This is a genomic window from Pseudomonas sp. ASL3 (genome assembly GCF_056680425.1).
This window is the reverse complement of record NZ_CM155281.1, coordinates 181,954-201,614: the sequence shown is the minus strand read 5'-3', so window position 1 is coordinate 201,614 and position 19,661 is coordinate 181,954. Positions and strand designations below refer to the sequence as shown.

General features: G+C 59.5%; 20 protein-coding genes. 9 read left to right on the top strand and 11 right to left on the bottom strand.

Features of this window, described 5'->3' with window-relative positions; genetic code table 11:
- Nucleotides 1-58: 58 nt before the first annotated feature.
- Complete coding sequence (locus tag AC1MEE_RS00925; protein ID WP_480413286.1) at nucleotides 59-562, top strand: DoxX family protein; 504 nt, start codon at nucleotides 59-61, stop codon at nucleotides 560-562.
- Between the two features lie 7 nt (nucleotides 563-569).
- On the opposite strand, the gene AC1MEE_RS00920 is transcribed toward AC1MEE_RS00925, so the two are convergent.
- The gene (locus AC1MEE_RS00920; RefSeq protein ID WP_480413284.1) at nucleotides 570-1,478 is read right to left on the bottom strand and encodes a LysR family transcriptional regulator; all 909 of its coding nucleotides are present in this window, start codon (nucleotides 1,476-1,478) and stop codon (nucleotides 570-572) included.
- A 105-nt stretch (nucleotides 1,479-1,583) separates the two neighbouring features.
- Between AC1MEE_RS00920 and AC1MEE_RS00915 the strand changes: the two genes are divergently transcribed.
- The 3 genes from AC1MEE_RS00915 (at nucleotide 1,584) to AC1MEE_RS00905 (ending at nucleotide 4,637) form a co-directional block, all read left to right on the top strand.
- Nucleotides 1,584-2,183, top strand: a complete 600-nt coding sequence (locus AC1MEE_RS00915; protein ID WP_480413282.1) for a short chain dehydrogenase — start codon at nucleotides 1,584-1,586, stop codon at nucleotides 2,181-2,183.
- 59 nt (nucleotides 2,184-2,242) lie between these two features.
- The gene (locus tag AC1MEE_RS00910) at nucleotides 2,243-2,914 is read left to right on the top strand and encodes a COG3650 family protein (RefSeq protein ID WP_480413280.1); all 672 of its coding nucleotides are present in this window, start codon (nucleotides 2,243-2,245) and stop codon (nucleotides 2,912-2,914) included.
- Between the two features lie 112 nt (nucleotides 2,915-3,026).
- Nucleotides 3,027-4,637, top strand: a complete 1,611-nt coding sequence (locus AC1MEE_RS00905) for an NAD(P)/FAD-dependent oxidoreductase (RefSeq protein WP_480413278.1) — start codon at nucleotides 3,027-3,029, stop codon at nucleotides 4,635-4,637.
- Nucleotides 4,638-4,768: 131 nt separating this feature from the next.
- Here the strand turns inward: AC1MEE_RS00905 and AC1MEE_RS00900 are convergent, their stop codons facing one another.
- Nucleotides 4,769-5,863 (bottom strand): PLP-dependent cysteine synthase family protein, encoded by a 1,095-nt coding sequence (locus tag AC1MEE_RS00900; RefSeq protein ID WP_480413276.1) that lies wholly within the window; start codon nucleotides 5,861-5,863, stop codon nucleotides 4,769-4,771.
- Between the two features lie 300 nt (nucleotides 5,864-6,163).
- On the opposite strand from AC1MEE_RS00900, the gene nhaA reads away from it, so the two are divergent.
- Nucleotides 6,164-7,345: a Na+/H+ antiporter NhaA gene (gene nhaA / locus AC1MEE_RS00895; protein WP_480413274.1), complete on the top strand. Its 1,182-nt coding sequence runs from the start codon at nucleotides 6,164-6,166 to the stop codon at nucleotides 7,343-7,345.
- A 103-nt stretch (nucleotides 7,346-7,448) separates the two neighbouring features.
- Here nhaA and AC1MEE_RS00890 read toward each other — a convergent pair whose 3' ends face one another.
- A complete protein-coding gene (locus AC1MEE_RS00890) occupies nucleotides 7,449-7,913 on the bottom strand; it encodes an outer membrane lipoprotein (RefSeq protein ID WP_480413272.1) in 465 nt (154 codons plus the stop codon).
- Nucleotides 7,914-8,086: 173 nt separating this feature from the next.
- Here AC1MEE_RS00890 and AC1MEE_RS00885 point away from each other — a divergent pair, with 173 nt between their 5' ends.
- A complete protein-coding gene (locus AC1MEE_RS00885; protein ID WP_480413270.1) occupies nucleotides 8,087-8,353 on the top strand; it encodes a hypothetical protein in 267 nt (88 codons plus the stop codon).
- Here the strand turns inward: AC1MEE_RS00885 and pdxH are convergent.
- The 5 genes from pdxH to dinG all read right to left on the bottom strand — a co-directional run bounded on the left by pdxH (nucleotide 8,350) and on the right by dinG (nucleotide 16,251).
- On the bottom strand, nucleotides 8,350-8,997 hold the full coding sequence (pdxH, locus tag AC1MEE_RS00880) for a pyridoxamine 5'-phosphate oxidase (protein WP_480413268.1): 648 nt from the start codon (nucleotides 8,995-8,997) through the stop codon (nucleotides 8,350-8,352). The two genes, AC1MEE_RS00885 and pdxH, sit on opposite strands and share 4 nt — an antisense overlap.
- 45 nt (nucleotides 8,998-9,042) lie before the next feature.
- Nucleotides 9,043-10,107, bottom strand: a complete 1,065-nt coding sequence (locus AC1MEE_RS00875) for an OmpA family protein (protein ID WP_480413266.1) — start codon at nucleotides 10,105-10,107, stop codon at nucleotides 9,043-9,045.
- A 133-nt stretch (nucleotides 10,108-10,240) separates the two neighbouring features.
- Entirely contained in the window at nucleotides 10,241-11,386 is a 1,146-nt protein-coding gene (locus AC1MEE_RS00870) for a serine hydrolase domain-containing protein (RefSeq protein WP_480413265.1), read from the bottom strand.
- Between the two features lie 74 nt (nucleotides 11,387-11,460).
- Nucleotides 11,461-13,950 (bottom strand): beta-agarase, encoded by a 2,490-nt coding sequence (locus tag AC1MEE_RS00865; RefSeq protein WP_480413263.1) that lies wholly within the window; start codon nucleotides 13,948-13,950, stop codon nucleotides 11,461-11,463.
- 156 nt (nucleotides 13,951-14,106) lie between these two features.
- The gene (gene dinG / locus AC1MEE_RS00860) at nucleotides 14,107-16,251 is read right to left on the bottom strand and encodes an ATP-dependent DNA helicase DinG (RefSeq protein ID WP_480413261.1); all 2,145 of its coding nucleotides are present in this window, start codon (nucleotides 16,249-16,251) and stop codon (nucleotides 14,107-14,109) included.
- A gap of 98 nt (nucleotides 16,252-16,349) precedes the next feature.
- Here dinG and AC1MEE_RS00855 point away from each other — a divergent pair, with 98 nt between their 5' ends.
- Nucleotides 16,350-16,814 (top strand): CopD family protein, encoded by a 465-nt coding sequence (locus AC1MEE_RS00855; protein WP_480413259.1) that lies wholly within the window; start codon nucleotides 16,350-16,352, stop codon nucleotides 16,812-16,814.
- A 41-nt stretch (nucleotides 16,815-16,855) separates the two neighbouring features.
- Here AC1MEE_RS00855 and AC1MEE_RS00850 read toward each other — a convergent pair whose 3' ends face one another.
- Together AC1MEE_RS00850 and AC1MEE_RS00845 are read right to left on the bottom strand one after the other, a co-directional pair.
- Nucleotides 16,856-17,629: a collagen-like protein gene (locus AC1MEE_RS00850; RefSeq protein ID WP_480413258.1), complete on the bottom strand. Its 774-nt coding sequence runs from the start codon at nucleotides 17,627-17,629 to the stop codon at nucleotides 16,856-16,858.
- Nucleotides 17,622-17,897, bottom strand: a complete 276-nt coding sequence (locus AC1MEE_RS00845) for a DUF1145 domain-containing protein (protein WP_480413257.1) — start codon at nucleotides 17,895-17,897, stop codon at nucleotides 17,622-17,624. The genes AC1MEE_RS00850 and AC1MEE_RS00845 overlap by 8 nt, the downstream gene beginning before the upstream one ends.
- Before the next feature lie 205 nt (nucleotides 17,898-18,102).
- Between AC1MEE_RS00845 and AC1MEE_RS00840 the strand changes: the two genes are divergently transcribed.
- Nucleotides 18,103-18,600, top strand: coding sequence for a DUF6231 family protein (locus tag AC1MEE_RS00840; RefSeq protein WP_480413256.1), 498 nt, complete (start codon nucleotides 18,103-18,105; stop codon nucleotides 18,598-18,600).
- A gap of 3 nt (nucleotides 18,601-18,603) precedes the next feature.
- Nucleotides 18,604-19,095, top strand: a complete 492-nt coding sequence (locus AC1MEE_RS00835) for a YchJ family protein (RefSeq protein WP_480413254.1) — start codon at nucleotides 18,604-18,606, stop codon at nucleotides 19,093-19,095.
- Here AC1MEE_RS00835 and AC1MEE_RS00830 read toward each other — a convergent pair.
- Entirely contained in the window at nucleotides 19,083-19,619 is a 537-nt protein-coding gene (locus AC1MEE_RS00830; RefSeq protein WP_480413253.1) for a hypothetical protein, read from the bottom strand. The two genes, AC1MEE_RS00835 and AC1MEE_RS00830, sit on opposite strands and share 13 nt — an antisense overlap.
- Between the last annotated feature and the right edge of the window lie 42 nt (nucleotides 19,620-19,661).

Genomic DNA, 19,661 nt, shown 5'->3' with positions numbered 1-19,661 from the left:
GTTCTCTACTGGGATAAGTACGCGATCATCCACTTACAGACAACAAAAAGGCGACGCCATGAACGTTCAAGCACAACCCAGCGGCCTTGCAGTACGGCTGATCAATCGAATCATTGCGCTGTTCGAGGCGATCCCTCACAGCTTGATCGCCTTTATGGGTCGCTTTGGTATCGCCGCCGTGTTCTGGCAATCCGGGCAGACCAAAGTACAGAACTTCGCCATCGATCTGTTTACCGGCACGTTCAACCTGGGCATTCCACGATTGGCGGACTCGACGATTCCGTTGTTCCAGACCGAATACAATCTGCCGCTGATTTCGCCTGAGCTGGCCGCGCACCTGGCCGCTTTTTCCGAGCACTTTTTCTCGGTGCTGCTGCTAGTTGGGCTGGCAACGCGATTTTCAGCGCTGGCCCTGCTCGGCATGACGCTGGTCATCGAGATTTTCGTTTATCCCGACGCCTATCCGACGCATGCCACCTGGGCGGCGGTCATGTTGTATCTGATGGCCAAGGGGCCTGGGGTACTGTCGATCGACCACTTGCTAGCCAAGCGCTTTCGCTGATCCTGCCTCAGAGTCGCTCCAGAGCGGCACTACTGCGTGCGAACCACCCAAGAAGGTAGTCAGCCAATACTTGCGTGCGTCTCGGCAAACCGCCTTCATAGGGATGCACCAGGTACAACGGCGAACTGCGCGTCTGATAATCGCGCAGCAGCCAGCGCAGACGACCGTCGTTGATCTCGGCGTGGACCATGTAGGAAGGCAGCCGCGCGATGCCGGCGCCGGCCAGCGCGCCCTTTTTCAACAGGCTGTAGTGATTGCTGGCAAAGGGTCCCGCCACGCGCACCCGCGTCAGCTGGTGGTTCTGATGGTAAAGCCACTCCTCGCGACCACTGTAATGGCTGTTGAGCAGACAACGGTGCTCGCTCAAAGCCATGGGGTGGGTCGGCTCCCCATACCGTTCAAGGTAGGCGGGACTGGCACAAGTCAACTCCTGCATGGCCAGCAGCGGCTTGGCGACCAGGCGCTCGTCGCTACCCACGCTGGAACGGATGGCCAAATCGAAGCCGTCCTGATGCAAGTCCCGAAAGCCGTTGTTCAGCTCCAGTTCGACCTGTACCAGCGGGTGTTCCTGGGAAAACTCCGTCAGCAAGCCTTCGAAAAACGTTTCGCCCAACGACACCGGTACCGTGATCCGCACCGCGCCGGAGATTTCATCCTGCAACCGGGCCAGGGCCTGCCGCGCTCGTTCGACCTGGGTGATGAGCGCCCTGGCCTGTGGCAGCAAAGCAGCACCGGCCGCCGTCAGGCTCAAGCGCCGCGTGGTGCGATGCAGCAGCACTACCGAAAAACTGGTTTCCAGAAACTTGATGCGTTTGGACAACTGGCCTTTGCTGCACCCCAGCCGCTGCGCAGCCAAGGTAAAACTTCCCGCGTCGATCAGGACCGCAAACGCTGCCAGATCATCCATTTCACTCATTCGATTGTTTCCTTTTGAAAACCAAAGGTTGCCTATTAGCACGCTTATCGACGGAGAAAAGCCACCTACACTGCATCTTCATTCATTCACTTCAAGGATCGCTCGATGAAAATTCTTTTGATTGGCGCCAATGGAACCATCGGTACAGCTATCGCGCAGGAGTTGGCCCCACGCCACGAAATCGTGCGGATCGGCCGCAACAGTGGTGATTTCCAGGTGGATATTAGTGACAGCGCCTCGATCAGAAAACTATTCGAACGGACAGGTTCATTCGACGCGCTGGTGTGCGCGGCCGGCAATGTGAACTTCGCGCCATTGGCTGAAATGACTGGGGAAAGCTTTGCCCTGGGCCTGCAAGACAAGCTAATGGGCCAGGTCAATCTGCTGCTGATCGGGCGCGAATTCGCCAATGACGGTGCATCCTTCACCTTCACCAGCGGTATCCTCAATCGCGACCCGATCCTCTCTGGCGCTTCGGCCAGCCTGGTCAATGCCGGAATCGACGCCTTCGTCCGCGCGGCCGCTATCGAACTGCCACGGGGCATTCGGGTGAACTCAGTCAGCCCGACCGTATTGGTGGAATCGATGGGGGTTTACGCGCCTTACTTCCGTGGTTTCAAACCGGTTCCGGCAGCGGATGTGGCGCTGGCTTACGCCAAAAGTGTCGAAGGCTTGCAGACTGGGCAAACGTACATCGTTGGCTGAGTCCCTTGTGATCGGGCAGCAGGCTGAGTAACGTGGCGGCACTTGTTTGGAGACCCACCATGTTTGCTGCCCGTTCCGTCTTGATGTTTGCCCTGCTGCCCGTGTTTGCCGGATGCCAGATGTTCAACGCCAAACCCGAGTCGCCCAACGCGGGCCTGACTCGCATGCAGGGTGAGCTGACCGGTGAAGGCGGTCAGTTGTGGTTCCAGCCATGCAATTCACAACGGCGGTTCGTGATCACGGACAGCGGCAATACCGGCGTGCTGCAAGAGGCCGGCGCACTGGCCGCGCGCAAGGGCAAACTGTTCGCCGACCTGCGCGGCAGCTTCGGCGCCAGCAAAACGACCGGCATGGATGGGCAAGTGAATCTGCAACAGCTGTACCGCATCGAACGTTCGGCCAATGTCTGTGACGACGCCAACTTCAAGCTTCTGATCGTGCATGCCAGTGGCAACACTCCGGCGTGGAACGTCAATGTCAGTGGCAAGGGTCTGGTTCTCAACCGTGAAGGCAAAGATGCATTGGCCCTGCCTTACGTCGAAGAACAGCTGCCGGACGGACGCCTCGACCTGAGCACCGAAGCCAACGACCAACGCATCGAACTGTGGGTCGCGCCGCAACGCTGCGTGGACCCGGTCGATGGCTCCGTGCAGCATCTGACCGCCGAGTTGCGGGTCAATGGCCAGGTCCAGCGCGGTTGCGCCTACTACGGTGGGGCGCGTAACGACTGATTTCGCTGACGGGGGCCATTTTTAGCCTCACAGGTTTTTAATTCGTGAAGCGGCCCGAACCGGCTTATAATTGCCGGTTCGCGTAAAGCTGGCCCGGATACTGGACCCTGTCATGTTACGAATCACCGAACTCAAGCTGCCAATCGATCACCCGGAAGAAGACCTGCGGCCTGCCCTGCTGCAGCGCCTGGGCATCGACAGCGATGAACTGCTCGACTTCACCCTGTTCAAGCGCAGCTACGACGCGCGGAAAAAATCCTCCGAGCTGTGCTTCATCTACACCATCGACTTCACGGTGCGTGATGAAGCCGCTTTGCTGTGCAGACTCGCCGACGATCGTCATCTCGGTCCGGCACCGGATGTGAGCTACAAAGTTGTCGGGCATGCGCCTGAGGGCTTGAGCGAACGCCCGATCGTGGTCGGCTTTGGCCCCTGCGGGATCTTCGCCGGTTTGCTTCTGGCGCAGATGGGCTTCAAGCCGATCATCCTCGAGCGCGGCACCGAAGTGCGTCAGCGCACCAAGGACACCTGGGGCCTGTGGCGCAAGAATGTGCTCAACCCGGAATCCAACGTGCAATTCGGTGAGGGCGGCGCCGGGACATTCTCCGACGGCAAGCTCTACAGCCAGATCAAAGACCCTAAATTTCACGGGCGCAAAGTACTGCACGAGTTCGTCAAAGCCGGTGCGCCCGAAGAAATCCTCTACGTCAGCAAACCGCATATCGGCACCTTCCGTCTGACCGGCGTGGTCGAAAACATGCGCGAGCAGATCAAGGCCCTTGGTGGTGAAGTGCGCTTCCAGCAACGAGTCACCGATGTACTGATCGATAACGGTCAGTTGCAGGGCGTGGTCCTCGATAGCGGTGAGCAGATCGACTCGCGGCATGTGATTCTCGCGCTGGGCCACAGCGCACGCGACACCTTCCGTATGCTGCACGGCCGTGGAGTGTTCATGGAAGCCAAGCCGTTTTCGGTGGGCTTCCGCATCGAACATCCACAATCGCTGATCGACCGCGCACGCCTGGGCAAATATGCCGGGCACCCGAAACTGGGTGCGGCCGACTACAAACTGGTGCACCACGCCAAAAACGGTCGTTCGGTGTACAGCTTCTGCATGTGCCCTGGCGGCACCGTGGTGGCAGCGACGTCCGAGCCCAACCGCGTGGTCACCAACGGCATGAGCCAATACTCGCGCAACGAGCGCAACGCCAACTCCGGGATCGTGGTCGGTATCACGCCGGAGGATTATCCGGGCGGCCCGCTGGCCGGGATCGAGTTGCAGGAACGATTGGAGTCCCACGCCTACATCATGGGCGGCAGCACCTACGAGGCACCGGCACAGCTGGTGGGCGACTTCATCGCTGGCAAGGCGTCCAGCGAGCTGGGTAGTGTCGAACCTTCCTACAAACCCGGCGTGAAACTGGTGGACCTGGCCGACGCCCTGCCCGCTTACGCCATCGAAGCGATTCGTGAAGCGTTGCCGGCGTTCGACAAGCAGATCAAAGGCTTCGCCCAGCATGATGCGATCTTGACCGGGATCGAGACCCGCACCTCCTCACCGCTACGCATCACCCGCGACGCCAGCCTGCAGAGCCTGAACGTCAAAGGCTTGTTCCCGGCCGGTGAAGGCGCCGGTTACGCCGGCGGCATTCTTTCCGCCGGGGTCGATGGCATCCGCATCGCCGAGGCGCTGGCTCGGGATATGTTGGGGATCGAGGCGTAAGGCAATTGCCGGATCGCTAAAGCCCCCCTGTAGGAGCGCGCTTGCCCGCGATGGCGGTGTGTCAGACGCAGAAAGTCCTTCGGCCTTTATCGCGGGCAAGCGCGCTCCTACAGTTGTCGGTAAACCCTCGATCAAATCCCCGCGCGCAACACGCCGTCAGGCAAGGCCTCGCCCCGCTCGGCGCAGGCCGCGACGCTGTCGATCAATCCTGCCAATTCATAGCCCTGCGCCTGCAGCCAGCCTTGATCGTAATAGGTGGTCGCATAACGCTCCCCACCATCACACAGGATTGCCACGATAGACCCGGACTCACCGGCGGCAACCATTTGCCGGGCCGCCAACAGTGCGCCGATCAGATTGGTTCCACTCGATCCGCCGACACGCCGGCCCAAACGCTGCGCCAGGTAATGCATGGCCGCCAGCGACAAGGCATCCGGTACTTTGACCATCGCATCGATCACCTTGGGCAAGAACGAGGCTTCGACCCGCGGCCGGCCAATGCCTTCGATCCGCGAACCGCAGTCCAGGCGCAAGCTCGCATCGCCGCTCTGGTAGTAGTCAAAGAACACTGACCGCTCGGCGTCGGCACACAGCACTCGGGTGCAATGCTGGCGATAGCGCACGTAACGGCCCAGCGTCGCCGTGGTGCCGCCCGTGCCAGGACTTGAGATCAACCAACTGGGTTCGGGATAACGCTCGAAGCGCAACTGCTGGAAGATCGACTCGGCAATGTTGTTGTTGGCTCGCCAATCGGTGGCCCGCTCGGCATAGGTGAACTGGTCCATGAAATGCCCGCCACTTTCTCGGGCCAGGCGTTCGGATTCGGCGTAGATCTGCGTCGGATCCTCGACCAGATGGCTGTTGCCGCCGTAGAAGGCGATTTGTGCAATCTTTTCCTGAGACGTCGTGGCCGGCATCACGGCAATGAATGGCAAACCCAGCAAGCGGGCAAAATACGCCTCGGAAATCGCCGTGGAGCCACTGGATGCCTCGATCACCGGAGCGCCAGGCTTCAGCCAGCCATTGCACAACGCGTATAAAAACAGCGAACGCGCCAGGCGGTGCTTGAGACTGCCGGTCGGGTGGCTGGATTCGTCCTTGAAGTACAGCTCGATGCCGGGCAAGCCAGGCAACTCCAGAGGAATCAAATGGGTATCGGCGCTGCGCTGGAAATCCGCTTCGATGATCCGGATCGCTTCACGGGCCCACTGACGGTTATCACTCATTTTCGGGTTCTCATTGAATCAAGCATGTTCGAGGGCACAACAATGCGCTGCACCCTGAGCCACAGAATAGAAGAAGTGGCTGCCGACTGACTCACAACCAGAATCGGAGACAATATTAGGAAAGATCCTACAAACCGAACAGGTACAGTGAAGAAGCAATTAGTTACATAACTGCTAGGCTCTTCTCCCTTCTAGCGTTGCCCACTCCCATATAACAAAAAAGAATATAACTTTTGTTTTAACAACTAACAGTACGGGTTAGGGTGTCATTCCTTTTGAGCAAAATCATGGAGAGCGACTTTGCCCTTGCGTAGCACATTCACTCGTTTCTTTCAGATGGAAGCGGCCAGCGGTCTGTTATTGATCGCTGCAGCGGCACTGGCCCTGATCATCAATAACTCGCCCTTGGCCTGGTTATACAACGGGCTGCTCGACGTGCCCGTGGTCGCCCAGGTCGGCGCACTGAAAATCGCCAAGCCGCTGCTGTTGTGGATCAACGACGGCTTGATGGCCTTGTTCTTCCTGCTGATCGGCCTCGAAGTCAAACGCGAGGTACTGGAAGGCCATTTGTCCAAACCGTCGCAGATCGTCTTGCCAGGCGCTGCGGCGATTGGCGGCATGGTGGTGCCTGCATTGATCTTCTGGGCCCTGAACAAGGACAACCCGGCCGCGCTCGGCGGATGGGCTATTCCCATGGCCACCGACATCGCCTTCGCCCTGGGCGTGCTGGCGTTACTCGGTAAACGCGTGCCGGTGTCGCTGAAACTTTTTTTGATGACGTTGGCAATCATTGATGACCTGGGGGCGATCATCGTGATCGCGGTGTTTTACTCGGGTGAACTGTCGAGCCTGTCGCTGATGCTGGCGGCGCTGTCCATCATCGCCTTGATTGCGATGAACAAATCAGGCGTGATCAAGCTCGGTCCTTACCTGCTGATCGGATTGCTGCTGTGGATCTGCGTGCTCAAAAGCGGCGTGCACGCGACGTTGGCCGGTGTGGTGCTGGCTTTCTGTATTCCGCTGCGGACCAAAAACGCCGAGTCTTCACCCCTGCAGGCCCTGGAACACGTGCTACACCCGTGGGTCGCCTTTGGCATTTTGCCGCTGTTCGCTTTCGCCAATGCGGGCGTACCGCTGACCGGCGTCACGCTGGAAAGCTTTACTCATCATGTGCCAATGGGCATCGCTGCCGGCCTGTTGCTGGGCAAAACCGTTGGCGTATTCGGCCTGACCTGGCTGGCGGTAAAAACCAGTATGGCCGCGCTGCCCGCCGGAGCGAACTGGGGACAAGTGCTCGGGGTGTCGATCCTGTGCGGGATCGGCTTCACCATGAGTCTGTTTGTCGGCTCCCTGGCCTTCGTACCAGGCGTCAGCGAATTCGCCGGGATGGACCGCATGGGCATCCTCACCGGCTCGATTCTTGCCGCGCTGATCGGCTACGCGATCACCGCCATGGCCAGTGGTAAAAATAACAAGGCGTGATGCCCTGTCTGGATCGCTGTAACCAATAGTCTGGACCAAAAAAATCCCCGACCAGTGGCCGGGGATTTTTTTATGACTATTTATTGCAAAAGTGTTTTAACGCTTAGTGAGCAACACGACTGGTGCCGTTCACGGTCATGATGCGAACACGATCGCCGACCCGGAAAATTTCGTTTGCCGCAACCTCCTGCACGTAGGCGCGCATAGTGCCGTCGTCTTCATGCACAGTGATTTCCACACCTTGTGCACGGGTCATGCCTTCTTCTGCGGCCGAACCAACCAGACCACCGGCTACCGCACCGATGACCGCAGTGATGATGCTGCCGCGACCGCCACCGACCGAGCTACCGGCCACACCACCAACCACCGCACCGGCACCTGCGCCGATTGGGGTTTTGGTACCTTCGATTTTAACTGGGCGCAACGAGTCGATGGTGCCCATGCGTACGGTCTGTACTGTCCGAGCCTCATCGCGGGAATAGGAGTCCCCGGTCAGACTTGAGGTACAGCCGCCTAGTGTCAATGCCATGGCAGTGAACGAAGCAACCAGCAGAACAGACTTACGCATAAGATCATCTCCAAAAGAACAGATAGCCATTAGACTCCGTGACATGAAAGCTGTCACGACCCGCTGAGAGAAATTTAATTTCATTAAGCGGTCATACAGTCATAGGCTGCACTTACTTCATAGACGGTTGTGCTGAAAATTAATTCAAAGCATTTACTGTTACAAAGGTTGTCATGGATTACTTCATCATCGTTGTTACCACCGTGGCGGGTTTGTATTTCCACGGGTGGTTGTATGTACGTATCAAGCGCTGGATGGATCGCGATCTGGCGTTATCACTGGCAGGGGACGACCCCGAAAAGAGGATATTCATGCTGCAGCGCCTGGATCAGGCACAGCAGCAGAAAATCAAACGCTGCGATCTGCCTGCCTGGCTGCAAAACGCTACCACGCAGGCTCCTGAGATCAAAATTCCTGAGACCAGAGCCTCAGGCGATTAAGGGGCCAGTCGCTCGCGGGTCCACTGCTGGTTCTGCAAACGATAGTTCAGGCGATCATGCAGACGACTTGGACGACCTTGCCAGAACTCGATCCGCTCGGGCAGCAAGCGATAACCGCCCCAATGCTCAGGGCAGTGGGGTTGGCTGTCGCTGAAACGCGCCTCGGTGTTCTTGAGCAAGCCTTCGAGTTCGGCGCGATCGGCAATGACCTGGCTTTGCGGTGAAGCCCAGGCACCAAGCCGACTACCCAAAGGGCGGACCTGAAAATAAGCGTCCGACTCTTCAGGGCTGACCTTGACCACGCGACCCTCGATGCGCACCTGACGCTCCAGGGTCGGCCAGAAGAAGGTCATGGCAGCGAAAGGACGCACCACCAGTTGCTGACCTTTGGCACTTTCGTAGTTGGTGAAGAAGGTGAAGCCCAGCTCATCCAGCCCTTTTAGCAGCAAAATCCGGCAATGCGGCCGCCCGTCTTCGTCGACGGTGGCCAGGGTCATGGCGTTAGCTTCGACCGGCGCCTGCTCGGTTTTCACCGCCTCGTCGAACCACTGACGGAACAAGGTAAAAGGTTCGTCCGGAGCCTGAGCTTCGGTCAAACCATCACGGGCATAATCACGGCGCATATCGGCCAAAACTTTGGTCATCACGTGCTTCCTTTGCTGCTGCAATTCCTGGGGCTACGTTTTGGCTCAGTTGGTTTTGGCTTGATCGGCCGGCACTGCTGGTGCTACCGGCGCATCGGGCTTGGCTGGCGCCGCTTTGGTCGGGGTCGCTTTTTTAACCGCGGTTTTTTTCGCAGCAGGTTTTTTCGCGGCAGTTTTTTTGACGGATTTTTTCCCAGCCGTTGCCTTCTTGCTTGCTTTGGCTGCTGGCGCGGCGGCCACTGGCGGTGCAGCTTGAGCTGCGACCAGGATCGGGGCCGGAGCTGGCATGTTGTACTTGGCGAGCAAGGCAACCATGGTGACCTGCGGGGTCATGAGGATCTCGATCCGACGGTTCTGCTTGCGACCTTCCACACTGTCATTGGCCGCGCGCGGCATCAACGCACCCATGCCGCGCATACCCAAACGATCACGCTGCAGGCCACTCATGTGGAAAATCGCCGCCACTGACGACGCACGGTCCTGACTCAACTTCAGATTGTCCGCTTCGACGCCGGCAGTATCGGCATGGCCGAGCACCAGTACAGCCGTTTTCGGATCGGCTTCAACCATTTTGGCCAGACGGGAAATAGGACCCAAGGTCACCGGCAGCAACATGGTCGGGCGGTCGTGGTTGAAGGAGCTGTCCGCTGGCGCGATGATCACCAGCACGTTCTCACGGCGTTCCAGTTGGAAGGGGCTGTCTTTGATGGCCAGACGCAAGCGCGGCTCATAGTCATCGAGCCAGGCCTGGGTAATTTTCGGGTCAGGCATCGGGACAGCGTCTGGGCGAACGGCGAGCAGGGGCTTGGCCGCATCCTTTTCCTTTTTACTGTCGAACGGCCACCACCAATGGGTCTCGGAATCGGCGTTGGCAACGACAGGTGCGGCCACAGCGGGGGTCTTGGCGTCGACTTTAGCCGCAGGCGCAGTGGCAGCGGCTTTCAAATCGGGTTTAGCCGCTGCGGCATGATCAGGGGCTTTTTCCGCGACCTTGTCAGAACCAAAGGGCCACCAACTCGAACCGCCGTCGGCGGAACCATTCTGTGGAGATTGAGCACAACCGGTGACAACCAGGCACACGGCGAACGCTAGACTTTTATTAGACGACATTGTTAACCCACAAAATAATTAAGCAGAAATCGAGCTTTGAGAAACGCTGATAAGGCAGACGCTTCGAAAGCAAATCCGTCACTCAGTTCCCTGAGCGCGTCCACAACAGCAATAATAAGTTACAAACAGCCGACTACAAACACTCGGCCAATACCCGCGCCAGCGCCTGCGCGCGGGGGTCCATCAAGACGTAAGGCCCGAGCGTGTTAGTGACGAAACCAAACGCCACCTCTCGCTCAGGGTCGGCAAAACCCGTGGAGCCACCTGCGCCGGGATGGCCGAAGGCTTTAGGTCCCAAACCGTAGGTAGCATTAGCCACCTGCGGTTGATCGAGCATGCATCCCAGACCGAAACGGGTCTGGGTCAACAGGGTTTTATCCGGCCCCACGCTGTGCTCGCGGGTCAGTTCGCTCAGCAGCTCCGCTTCCAGCAAACGACCGTCGAGCAGGCCGCTGTAGAAACCCGCGAGGCTGCGGGCATTACCATGGCCGTTGGCGGCAGGCTGTTGCATGCGTCGCCATTCAGGTTTGTTGGTACTGGTCATGATCGACGGTGGGTTGGTGAACGCCCGCGCGGTCATGGAGGTCGGTTCGCGCATGGTCGCTTGCAGCAGACGCTGCGCGGCTTCATCGCCAGCATTACCCTTGCCGCGGGCGATATGCGCGACACGATAGAACTCTTCATCCGCCAGCCCGACATGAAAATCGAGCCCCAGGGGACGCGCGACGCGGGCGACGATGGATTCCCCCGGCCCGCGCCCATCGGCACGCCGCAACAGTTCACCGACCAGCCAGCCATAAGTGATAGCGGCATAACCATGGCCTTGGCCAGGTGTCCACCAGGGTTCTTCCGCCGCCAGCGCGTCAGTCATGGCTTGCCAGTCGTACAGCGCTTCAGCGGGCAGGATGTAACGCAGCGCTGGCAGTCCCGCCTGATGGCAGAGCAACTGACGCAAGGTGATTTTCTCTTTCCCGGCAGCCGCGAACTCTGGCCAGAGGTTGGCAACAGGCTCATCCAGATGCAGCTTACCTTCGCCGACCAGTTGCAGAGCGGTCACCGCGGCGAAGGTTTTGGTGCAGGAGAACAGGTTGGCGATGGTGTCGCTGTGCCAGGCCTCTGCCCCATCCTTGTCGGCCGTGCCAGCCCAGAGGTCAAGCACGGTTTCCCCGCCAATCTGGATGCACAGCGCGCCGCCGCGCTCTTGAGGATCATCGAAGAGTGCGGCAAAGGCTTCACGCACTGCTTCAAATTTAAGCTCGAAATGACCCTGAATCTGCACGCGCTCGCTCCCCAAACCACTGTTCTACAAATTGATGTGCATTGTTCCAGCGATTGAGCGCTTTGGGAACAGACTCAGGCTCGACGGCGACGATTAACGGGTACCGCCCCCATGAGACCGCCCGCAGCGCCTGCACCGCCTTTGCCTGTTGCGCCGCCCTGCTTGCCGCCCGCGCCTTTTTCAGACAACGCGGGCGGTTGTTCCTTGGCTTTTTCGGCGTCGTTGGCGCGCGCCTCCTTATTGAGGGTATCGGCGACCTGCCCGTTACTTTTGCGCACTGCTTCGACGAAGCCCTGGAACGGCACGTCGGTGATCCCGACCAAGCCCACATGACCATTCTCACCGTCGAGCAAACGACCGGTCACGGGTTGATCGAGGTACTGGAACCAGTGCACACCGACAATCGACGGCTCGGCCAAGGCTTGCTTGAGGAAATTGGCGTAGGCCGGGCCACGATCTTCTTCTTTGGCCACTTCCATTGCACCCGCCCAGAACGGGCCACGATCACGCGAACCGAAGTGGAATTCGCCGACCAGCACCGGCTTGTTCAGCTCACGCAGCGTGGCGAAGTCATAAGCGTCCTGTGGTTTAGGCGTGTAGAAATTGAAACTCAAGACGTCGCAATACTGGGCGCAAGACGCCACTGCTTCCGGAGTACTGACGGCGAAACGGCCACCGAGCAGCAAGTGGTTGGGTGCGTGCCATTTCAAGGAATCGGAAATGGTCTTGAAGTACGTGTCGGCGAACACACGCTGGAAGTATTTGAAGTCAGCCTCGATCTCAGGGTGTTCAGCGCTCGGCAGCGGCGGCTCGAACCCTGGATCTTCCATCAGCTCCCAGGCCGGTAGATCAATGCCCCAGGCGTTGGACAGGCCCTGCTGATTGCGGTACTTGTCGCGCAATTGCTTGAGGAATGCACGCTTGGCGGGCGCATCGGTGGTCATTTTCAGGGTGCCGTACGCCAGTGCGTAGCGTGCTTTCGGGTCATCGCCGGGGCCAGCCCAGGCCAGCTCGTTGTCGGCGAAATAACCCACCAGCCACGGATCGTCGCGGTGATCGCGGGCGGCGATGGCCACAGCGCGCTCGGTGGCCATGGCAAAACGCGGATCGAACGGATCCGGCATGCCTCCCCAGCGGTCCTCGCCAGTGCTGATGCTGTTGTAGTCGCCGACGATGGACAGCGGCAAGGTGTACGGCACGCGATCATTCACGCCCAGTTCTGGATCGCTCCAATTACCGATGGTGTTGAAGCCCCAGGCTTGCAGGCGGTCAAGGGTGTGGCGCGTCCAGCGTTTGGCATCGAAGGTCGGCGAGGCGCAGTCGGCATTGGCGGCTGCGACCACCGATGGGTCCACTGCAACCGCATCAGCGTCGGCCTTGGCTGCCTGCGCGATACCGGCCTTGGTTTCGCTGTTGCTTTCAGCGGGATGGCTTTGCGAGACTTTGGCGCATTTTTCCTGGCCGTAGGTGCGCTGCAGGTTCGCACCGTAGAAATCGAACCAGCGGCCATGGTTGAAATAGCGATCCCGGTTGGCACCTGCGTTGCTGCGGTTGTCGTCCTTGCCATAAAACACGGCCAGGGGATCGGCATCCGCCGGCAAGGCCGAGAACATAAACTCGCGACCCTCGACATACGTCCGGCTATCGCCGGCAGTCACGGCGTTCACCCCCAGGGAATAGAACGGGTGGCCTTCGGGCGTGACCAGATACCAGCGCCCATTGAGTTTCTCGGTGTGGAAAAAACCCTTGGCGTCAAAGCGGGGGCCATTGAGCCAGCCACCGAATTTGTCCTGTTTAGGTCGATCTGCCAGCCAGGTCTTGAGCTGCTGTTGCTCCTTGATCGCCAAGCTTTTCAGTTGTTCATTGCTGCCAACCTTTTCCGGCCATTTGGCACGGGTGGACTGGCCGTAGGCATCAACGATATTGCCGTAGGCGGCTTTTTGAATCACATCACCTTCCTGCACCCCGAAACGCTCAACCAGGATGCTCTGCGCAACGTTGGGCTGACTCATCGACACGGTGACCGAGACCACCTTGCTGCGGTCCAACTCTCCTTCGGCATTGGCCAACAGCACGCGCTGACCTTCATAGGTCCACGGCATCGGCGGCCCGGCGTACATGCCCTGACTCAGGGGTGAGCTGGTCTGCAAGGGAATAAACAAGGTCTGAGCGGGTCCGGCTGGCAAGTCGACACGGCTGTTGATCACTTTGCCGTTGGCGCTCTGGATTTGCACATCGAGGGTCAGTGCCCAATCCATGGCACTTTGAATACGCAGGGTCATGGCGCTGTCATCAGACCAATCCCACACGCCGGTCTGTGGCGTCAGGCGCAGACTGGGCCGCGCCACCGGGTTGAAGATCACGCGGCGTAGTACTTCGCCTTCGGCTGTTTGTTCGGCGTTGGATTGCGGCAGGCTGGCATCCTGCGTTGCCACCTGGACTACATCGGCAGGACGAACGAAATTGAATAATGTCTGTTGCCCATCCGTAGCAGCCAACAGGGGGCCAGCCATCAGTGGACCGGCAAAAAACGCTAAAACCGTGGACAGCGAACGGCGAATCATTTGAATAGTTTCCCTTAACGACCCGTTGATGGCCTGGCTTGAAAGTAGCGCCTACCAAAAAGCGGCACAGCATGAAAAGTGACACTTGTAAAAAGTGACAAACTAACGCCAGATCGGGTTAAGACCCGATCCGGGGCCAATGATGCCCACCTGTCGTCAGGAAATTTCGCGGCGGAACGGCGGCAGCGCGTTGAGGATCGCCTTGCCGTACCGCTGGGTGACCACTCGTCGGTCGAGCAGCGTGATGGTGCCGCGATCTTCTTCGGTTCGCAGCAAACGCCCACAGGCCTGGACCAGACGCAACGAGGCGTCAGGCACGGCAATTTCCATGAACGGATTGCCGCCACGGGCTTCGATCCATTCCGCCAGGGCGGCTTCCACCGGATCATCCGGGACCGCGAACGGGATCTTGGCGATGACCACGTGTTCGCAATAGGCACCCGGCAAGTCCACCCCTTCGGCAAAGCTGGCCAGACCAAACAGCACGCTGGATTCGCCACTGTCGACCCGCGCCTTGTGCTTGTTCAGGGTTTCCTGCTTGGACAAGTTGCCTTGAATGAAGACCTGCTTTCGCCAGTCGCGCTCAAGGCCATCGAAGACTTCCTGCATCTGCTTGCGCGAGGAGAACAGCACCAGGGTGCCGCGCGAGCCCTCCACCAGTTTCGGCAGTTCACGGATGATCGCGGCGGTATGCGCCACGGCGTCACGCGGGTCGGCCTTGAGATCGGGCACGCGCAGCACGCCAGCATCGGCATGGTGGAACGGGCTCGGCACGACCGCCGTCACCGCGCCTTTAGGCAGGCCAGCGCGCATGCGGAAACGATCGAATTTGCCCAGTGCAGTCAGGGTCGCCGAGGTCACCAGGGCACCGTAAGCGACGTTCCACAGGTTACGTCTCAGCATTTCCGCCGCCAGAATCGGGCTGGCGTTGACTTCGATATCGAATAACGAACCGCTATCGGCCAGGGTCAACCAGCGCGCCATGGGTGGGCTGTCTTCGGGGTCTTCTACGGTAAAGGCCGTCCACAGTTCCCAGTTACCGTGGGCCCGGGCCAGCAAGCTGCCGAACAACGGATACCACTCTTCGGCCTGATGGCTGGCGATGCCGATGTTGACCTCACCATCCATGCCTTCCTTGAGCAGTTCGGTCAGGCGTGTGAACAGATCATCGAGCCGGGCAAAGCCCTTCTTCAGCTCGATACCCATTTCACGCATGTGCTCGGGCACCAGGCCACCGACGAAGCGGTGACGCGGGCGCTCACGGCCTTCCGTGTCTTCACCGGCCCTGAAATCGGCCAATTGTTCGCAGGCGGTAAACATGAACTGCTGCTGGGTCTTGATCTCCCGCGCCAGCTCAGGAACCTGTTCGATCAACTTGCCCAGATCACCCGGCAACGGGTGCTGGGCCAGCAGTTTGGCCAGGTTCTTGGCCGTCTGCTCCAACCAGTCCGACGTCGAGCGCAGACGGGTGTAATGGGCAAAGTGGCCGATGGCCTTATCGGGCAGGTGATGGCCTTCGTCGAACACATACAGGGTTTCGCGCGGATCGGGTAACACCGCACCGCCGCCAAGAGCCAGGTCAGCCAGCACCATATCGTGGTTAGTGACGATCACATCGACCTTGCCCATGCCCTCGCGGGCTTTGTAGAACGCGCACTGCTGGAAATTCGGGCAGTGGCGGTTGGTGCATTGGCTGTGATCGGTGGTGACGCGGGCCCAGTCCTGGTCTTCCAGGGCTTGCGGCCAACTGTCGCGGTCGCCGTCCCACTTATTGCCGGCAAGCTTTTCGATCATGCTGGTAAACAGCTTCTGACTGGCTTCATCGACTTCGATCTTGAAGCCTTCTTCTTCGAAAAGCTGGGCAGTGGCGGTTTGTGCATGGCCCTCCTGCAACAGCATGTCAAGCTTGGACAGGCACATATAGCGGCCGCGACCTTTGGCCAAGGCAAAGCTGAAGTTCAGCCCGCTGTTGCGCATCAGGTCCGGCAGGTCTTTGTAGACGATCTGCTCCTGCAGGGCGACGGTCGCCGTGGCAATCACCAGACGTTTGCCCGCCGCCTTGGCTGTCGGGATCGCAGCCAGGGCATACGCCACGGTTTTACCGGTACCCGTGCCCGCCTCGACCGCGACCACCGCCGGGTCGCCTGAACGCCGACCCTCTTCGTCGGTGTCGATATCGCCCAGCACTTTGGCGATCTCGGCGATCATCAAACGCTGGCCATAGCGCGGCTTGAGGCTCTTGGCTTCGAGGAAACGCGTATAGGCGCCCTGAATCTGGGATTTGAGTTCGTTACTGATCATTGGCTTCGGGGCGCTACGAATGCTGGATAAATTTTCAGTGTTTCTGAGAGCGGGCTATCATACCGCGCTAATCAATCCCGCGCAGAACGGAGTACCGAATGACCGCTTTCGCCCTTGTCTACACCTTGCATGTGCTGGCCGCCCTGGTCTGGGTCGGCGGCATGTTCTTCGCCTGGATGGTATTGCGCCCGGCGGTGGGTGTCGCCCTGGAAGGGCCGGCGCGCCTGAAATTGTGGGTCCAGGTGTTTCCGCGGTTTTTTCTCTGGGTCTGGGTGGCGGTGCTGGTGTTACCGATCACGGGCGTGGGCATGATCAATCTGCGCTTCGCCGGCTTCGAAACCGCGCCGCGTTACGTGCAGGTGATGATGGGTTTATATGTGGTGATGGTGGCGCTGTTCATTCGCCTCCACTCACTGCAACTGCCTGAACTGCGTCGCGCAGTGGCAGCCGAACAATGGCCGGAGGGCGCGGCCGTACTGGGGCGTATTCGCCAGCTGGTAGGAATCAACTTGATTGTGGGGCTGGTGTTGGTGGCCGTGGCTGCGGCTCGACCGGGGTTCTGATAGTCAGGCGGTGTGTCAGGCACACCGCCTCGATTGCCTGCTTACAACCGCTGCAAGGTCAAAGCGCCGTTGGCGCCTGGCGCACCCGCCTGGCCGGGTTGACCTGGCTTGCCTGATTTGCCGCCGTCAGCACGGTAGACCAGGCAACCTTTGGAAGCTCCGCCCTTACCCGCCAGACCACCGGCTCCCGCCAACCCACCCGCGCCGCCGTTGACCTGCACTTTAACGCGCGCCGCCGGAAAGTTTTGCGGCAGCTCGATGCGTACCAGCGCACCTGGCGCGCCATCGTGACCGTTACCACCGTTATCGCCGTCGTAGCCGCGACCGGCCTCACCCCAAGTGCAACCCGGTTCCTGGCCATTGCCGCCATCAAGGCCGACATAACCGGGCGCACCCGAGCCACCACGGGCGTCGATCGACAACTCTTCAGCGGTCAGTTTTTCCAGGCGCAAGGTCAGGTTACGCCCCGGCAATGCCGGTTTGAGGAACGTACCAGCAGCACCACGGGCAGTGATTTGGCTACCAGATGCCAGCTCACCCCGCCCCACAACCAGATTGAAACTTTGCTCGCTGGGCACAATCGCAATCCGCGCTTCGTGGCCCATTACCAGCTCACCGACCTTCACTTCAGCCAACCCCGCGGGAATCAACAATGTGCCGTAATCGGCGACTTCCAGACGTTCCAGTTGCAACACGCTGGTATTACCGGGGAGACGCATGAGCGAGTGCGGTTCGACCGTAACCACCTGGGCCATGGCCATAGGGGTAAAGACCGTCGCGCTGCACAACACAGCCAGCAGGCGAAGATTACGCATGAGCGGCCTCCGTGGACGGGCGAGAAAAGGACCGCAGGTGAAAGATACCGAACACCAGGATCAGCCCACGATCAAGCCACGGACGAGCCCGCCTGCGCAGGCTACGATTGAACAGCACCACTTCAAGTAGATGGATCAACAGCACAAGGCTGCCAGCCAGGCTGATCAACAAATCGAAAGGACTCGGCAGTGCAGTGACCAGATTGACCAGCACCACCAGCCAGAATCCCAGCGTCAACACCTTCCCCAACCCCCAAAACAGCTTCATACGTGCCCCTGGTAATTATTCTTTCGCGCACAGTAACGGCTTCTGCGCGAGATTTGCCAGCAGCCAATGAAAAATGTACGAACGCCCCGATTAGAGGTACTGACTAGGGTCTGTTGACGTTTGTGGCGAACGTCACCAAACGTCAACAGACCCTAGTCCATTGCGCCACAGCAGGCTAGTCTTGCAACTCAACTGAGGATTTTCGATGAGCGAAGGTTTTTCTACGCGGACGCCGCAACAGGCGTTGGCCGCATTACTCGATCGTTACGCCCCCAAACGCTTGCTACTGATCGGTGCCGGAAGCTTCCCGGCGCTTGACGCCTTCCAGACGGCCCACCCAGGCACTGAACTGGCACATGCAGCGCCTGGAGCGCTGCCGGCCGAGCTTGCCGCGCAACGCTTTGATCTGGCGCTGGTGGTCGATTGCCTGGAGCATTTGCCCAAACGCACTGGCCTGGAACTACTGGGTGGGATACGCAATCTCAATGCCAGCCGCATCGCCGTGCTGGCCGACCTGCACGCCTGCGGCTGGCAGGACACCGACTTCTATTCATTGGCGCTGCAAGCCAGTGAGCGCTTTGCCCGTGACGAGCAGATCCTGACCTTGTTCACTTACGATCTGCGTGAATACAAACAAGTCCCCGACTGGCTGAACGCGAAGTTTTGGGCCAATCCGGAGAATTTCGGCAAGTACTGGTGGTAAGTCATGACTAGCTCGATCTGCCCCTGTGGCAGCGGAAATTTACTGGACGCCTGCTGCGGGCACTACCACGCAGGCCTGCCCGCCCCTTGCGCAGAAGCTTTGATGCGCTCGCGCTACAGCGCCTATGTCCTGGGTCTGATCGATTACCTGCTGGACACCACGTTGCCTGCGCAGAAAGGCGATCTGAATCGTCAATCGATCAGCGATTGGAGCGCGCAAAGCACCTGGCTGGGACTGGACGTCGAGAACGTCGAAGTGCTCGGCGGCAAACCCGAGCATGCGTTCGTGACCTTCGTCGCACGCTGGCATGACGACAATGGCGAACACAGCCATCGTGAGCGTTCGGCGTTCGTGCAGAATCAGGGCCGTTGGTATTTCATCGATCCCACCGTACCGCTAAAAGCCGGGCGCAACGATGCGTGCCCCTGCGGCAGCGAGCAGAAATTCAAGAAGTGCTGCGCCAGTTATCTAGGGGGCACCACTCAGCTCAACTGAAGATGCGACGTGTCGGGCGCCGGTCCTGCTTGCGGTTTCTCAAGCTGGCCCATGTCACTGCCAACCGGCGCCAGGCTCAGTTGCGACAGATCCAGACGTGGAGCCTGCGGTGGGGTCTTCGGCTCCTGCATATTGCTGCCCACCTCGGCCATCGAGAAATCAGGGGCATCCACTGCTATAAAGGCCGCCATGTAAGCGTCTCGCGGTACGACCTGCAACCGACGGTTAGCGTGAGCTGAACGATAGGAGCCCGGCGCATCGGGCGGCGGCGCCAACTCCACCTCCTCCATGTCGACCTGCATGTCCACCACCTCAGCCAGCGCTCCAGCGCGCTCCAGGGTCGAACGGTATTTTTCTGCCGCCGCCTCATCGAGGTTGTTCTTGAGCACCAGTCGGCGCCCGGAAAACAGCAGCGCGATGCGCGGGGCATCGGCCTGGAACAACCTGCCCAGGTTCTCCTCGACCTGTTCGCGTTGCGCGCCGGGGACCAACTGGCCAGTAAAAACGATTTCGTAGAGGTTCATGGGTCAGACTCCTGCTGCTCATGCGCCGAGTATGGCCGACTA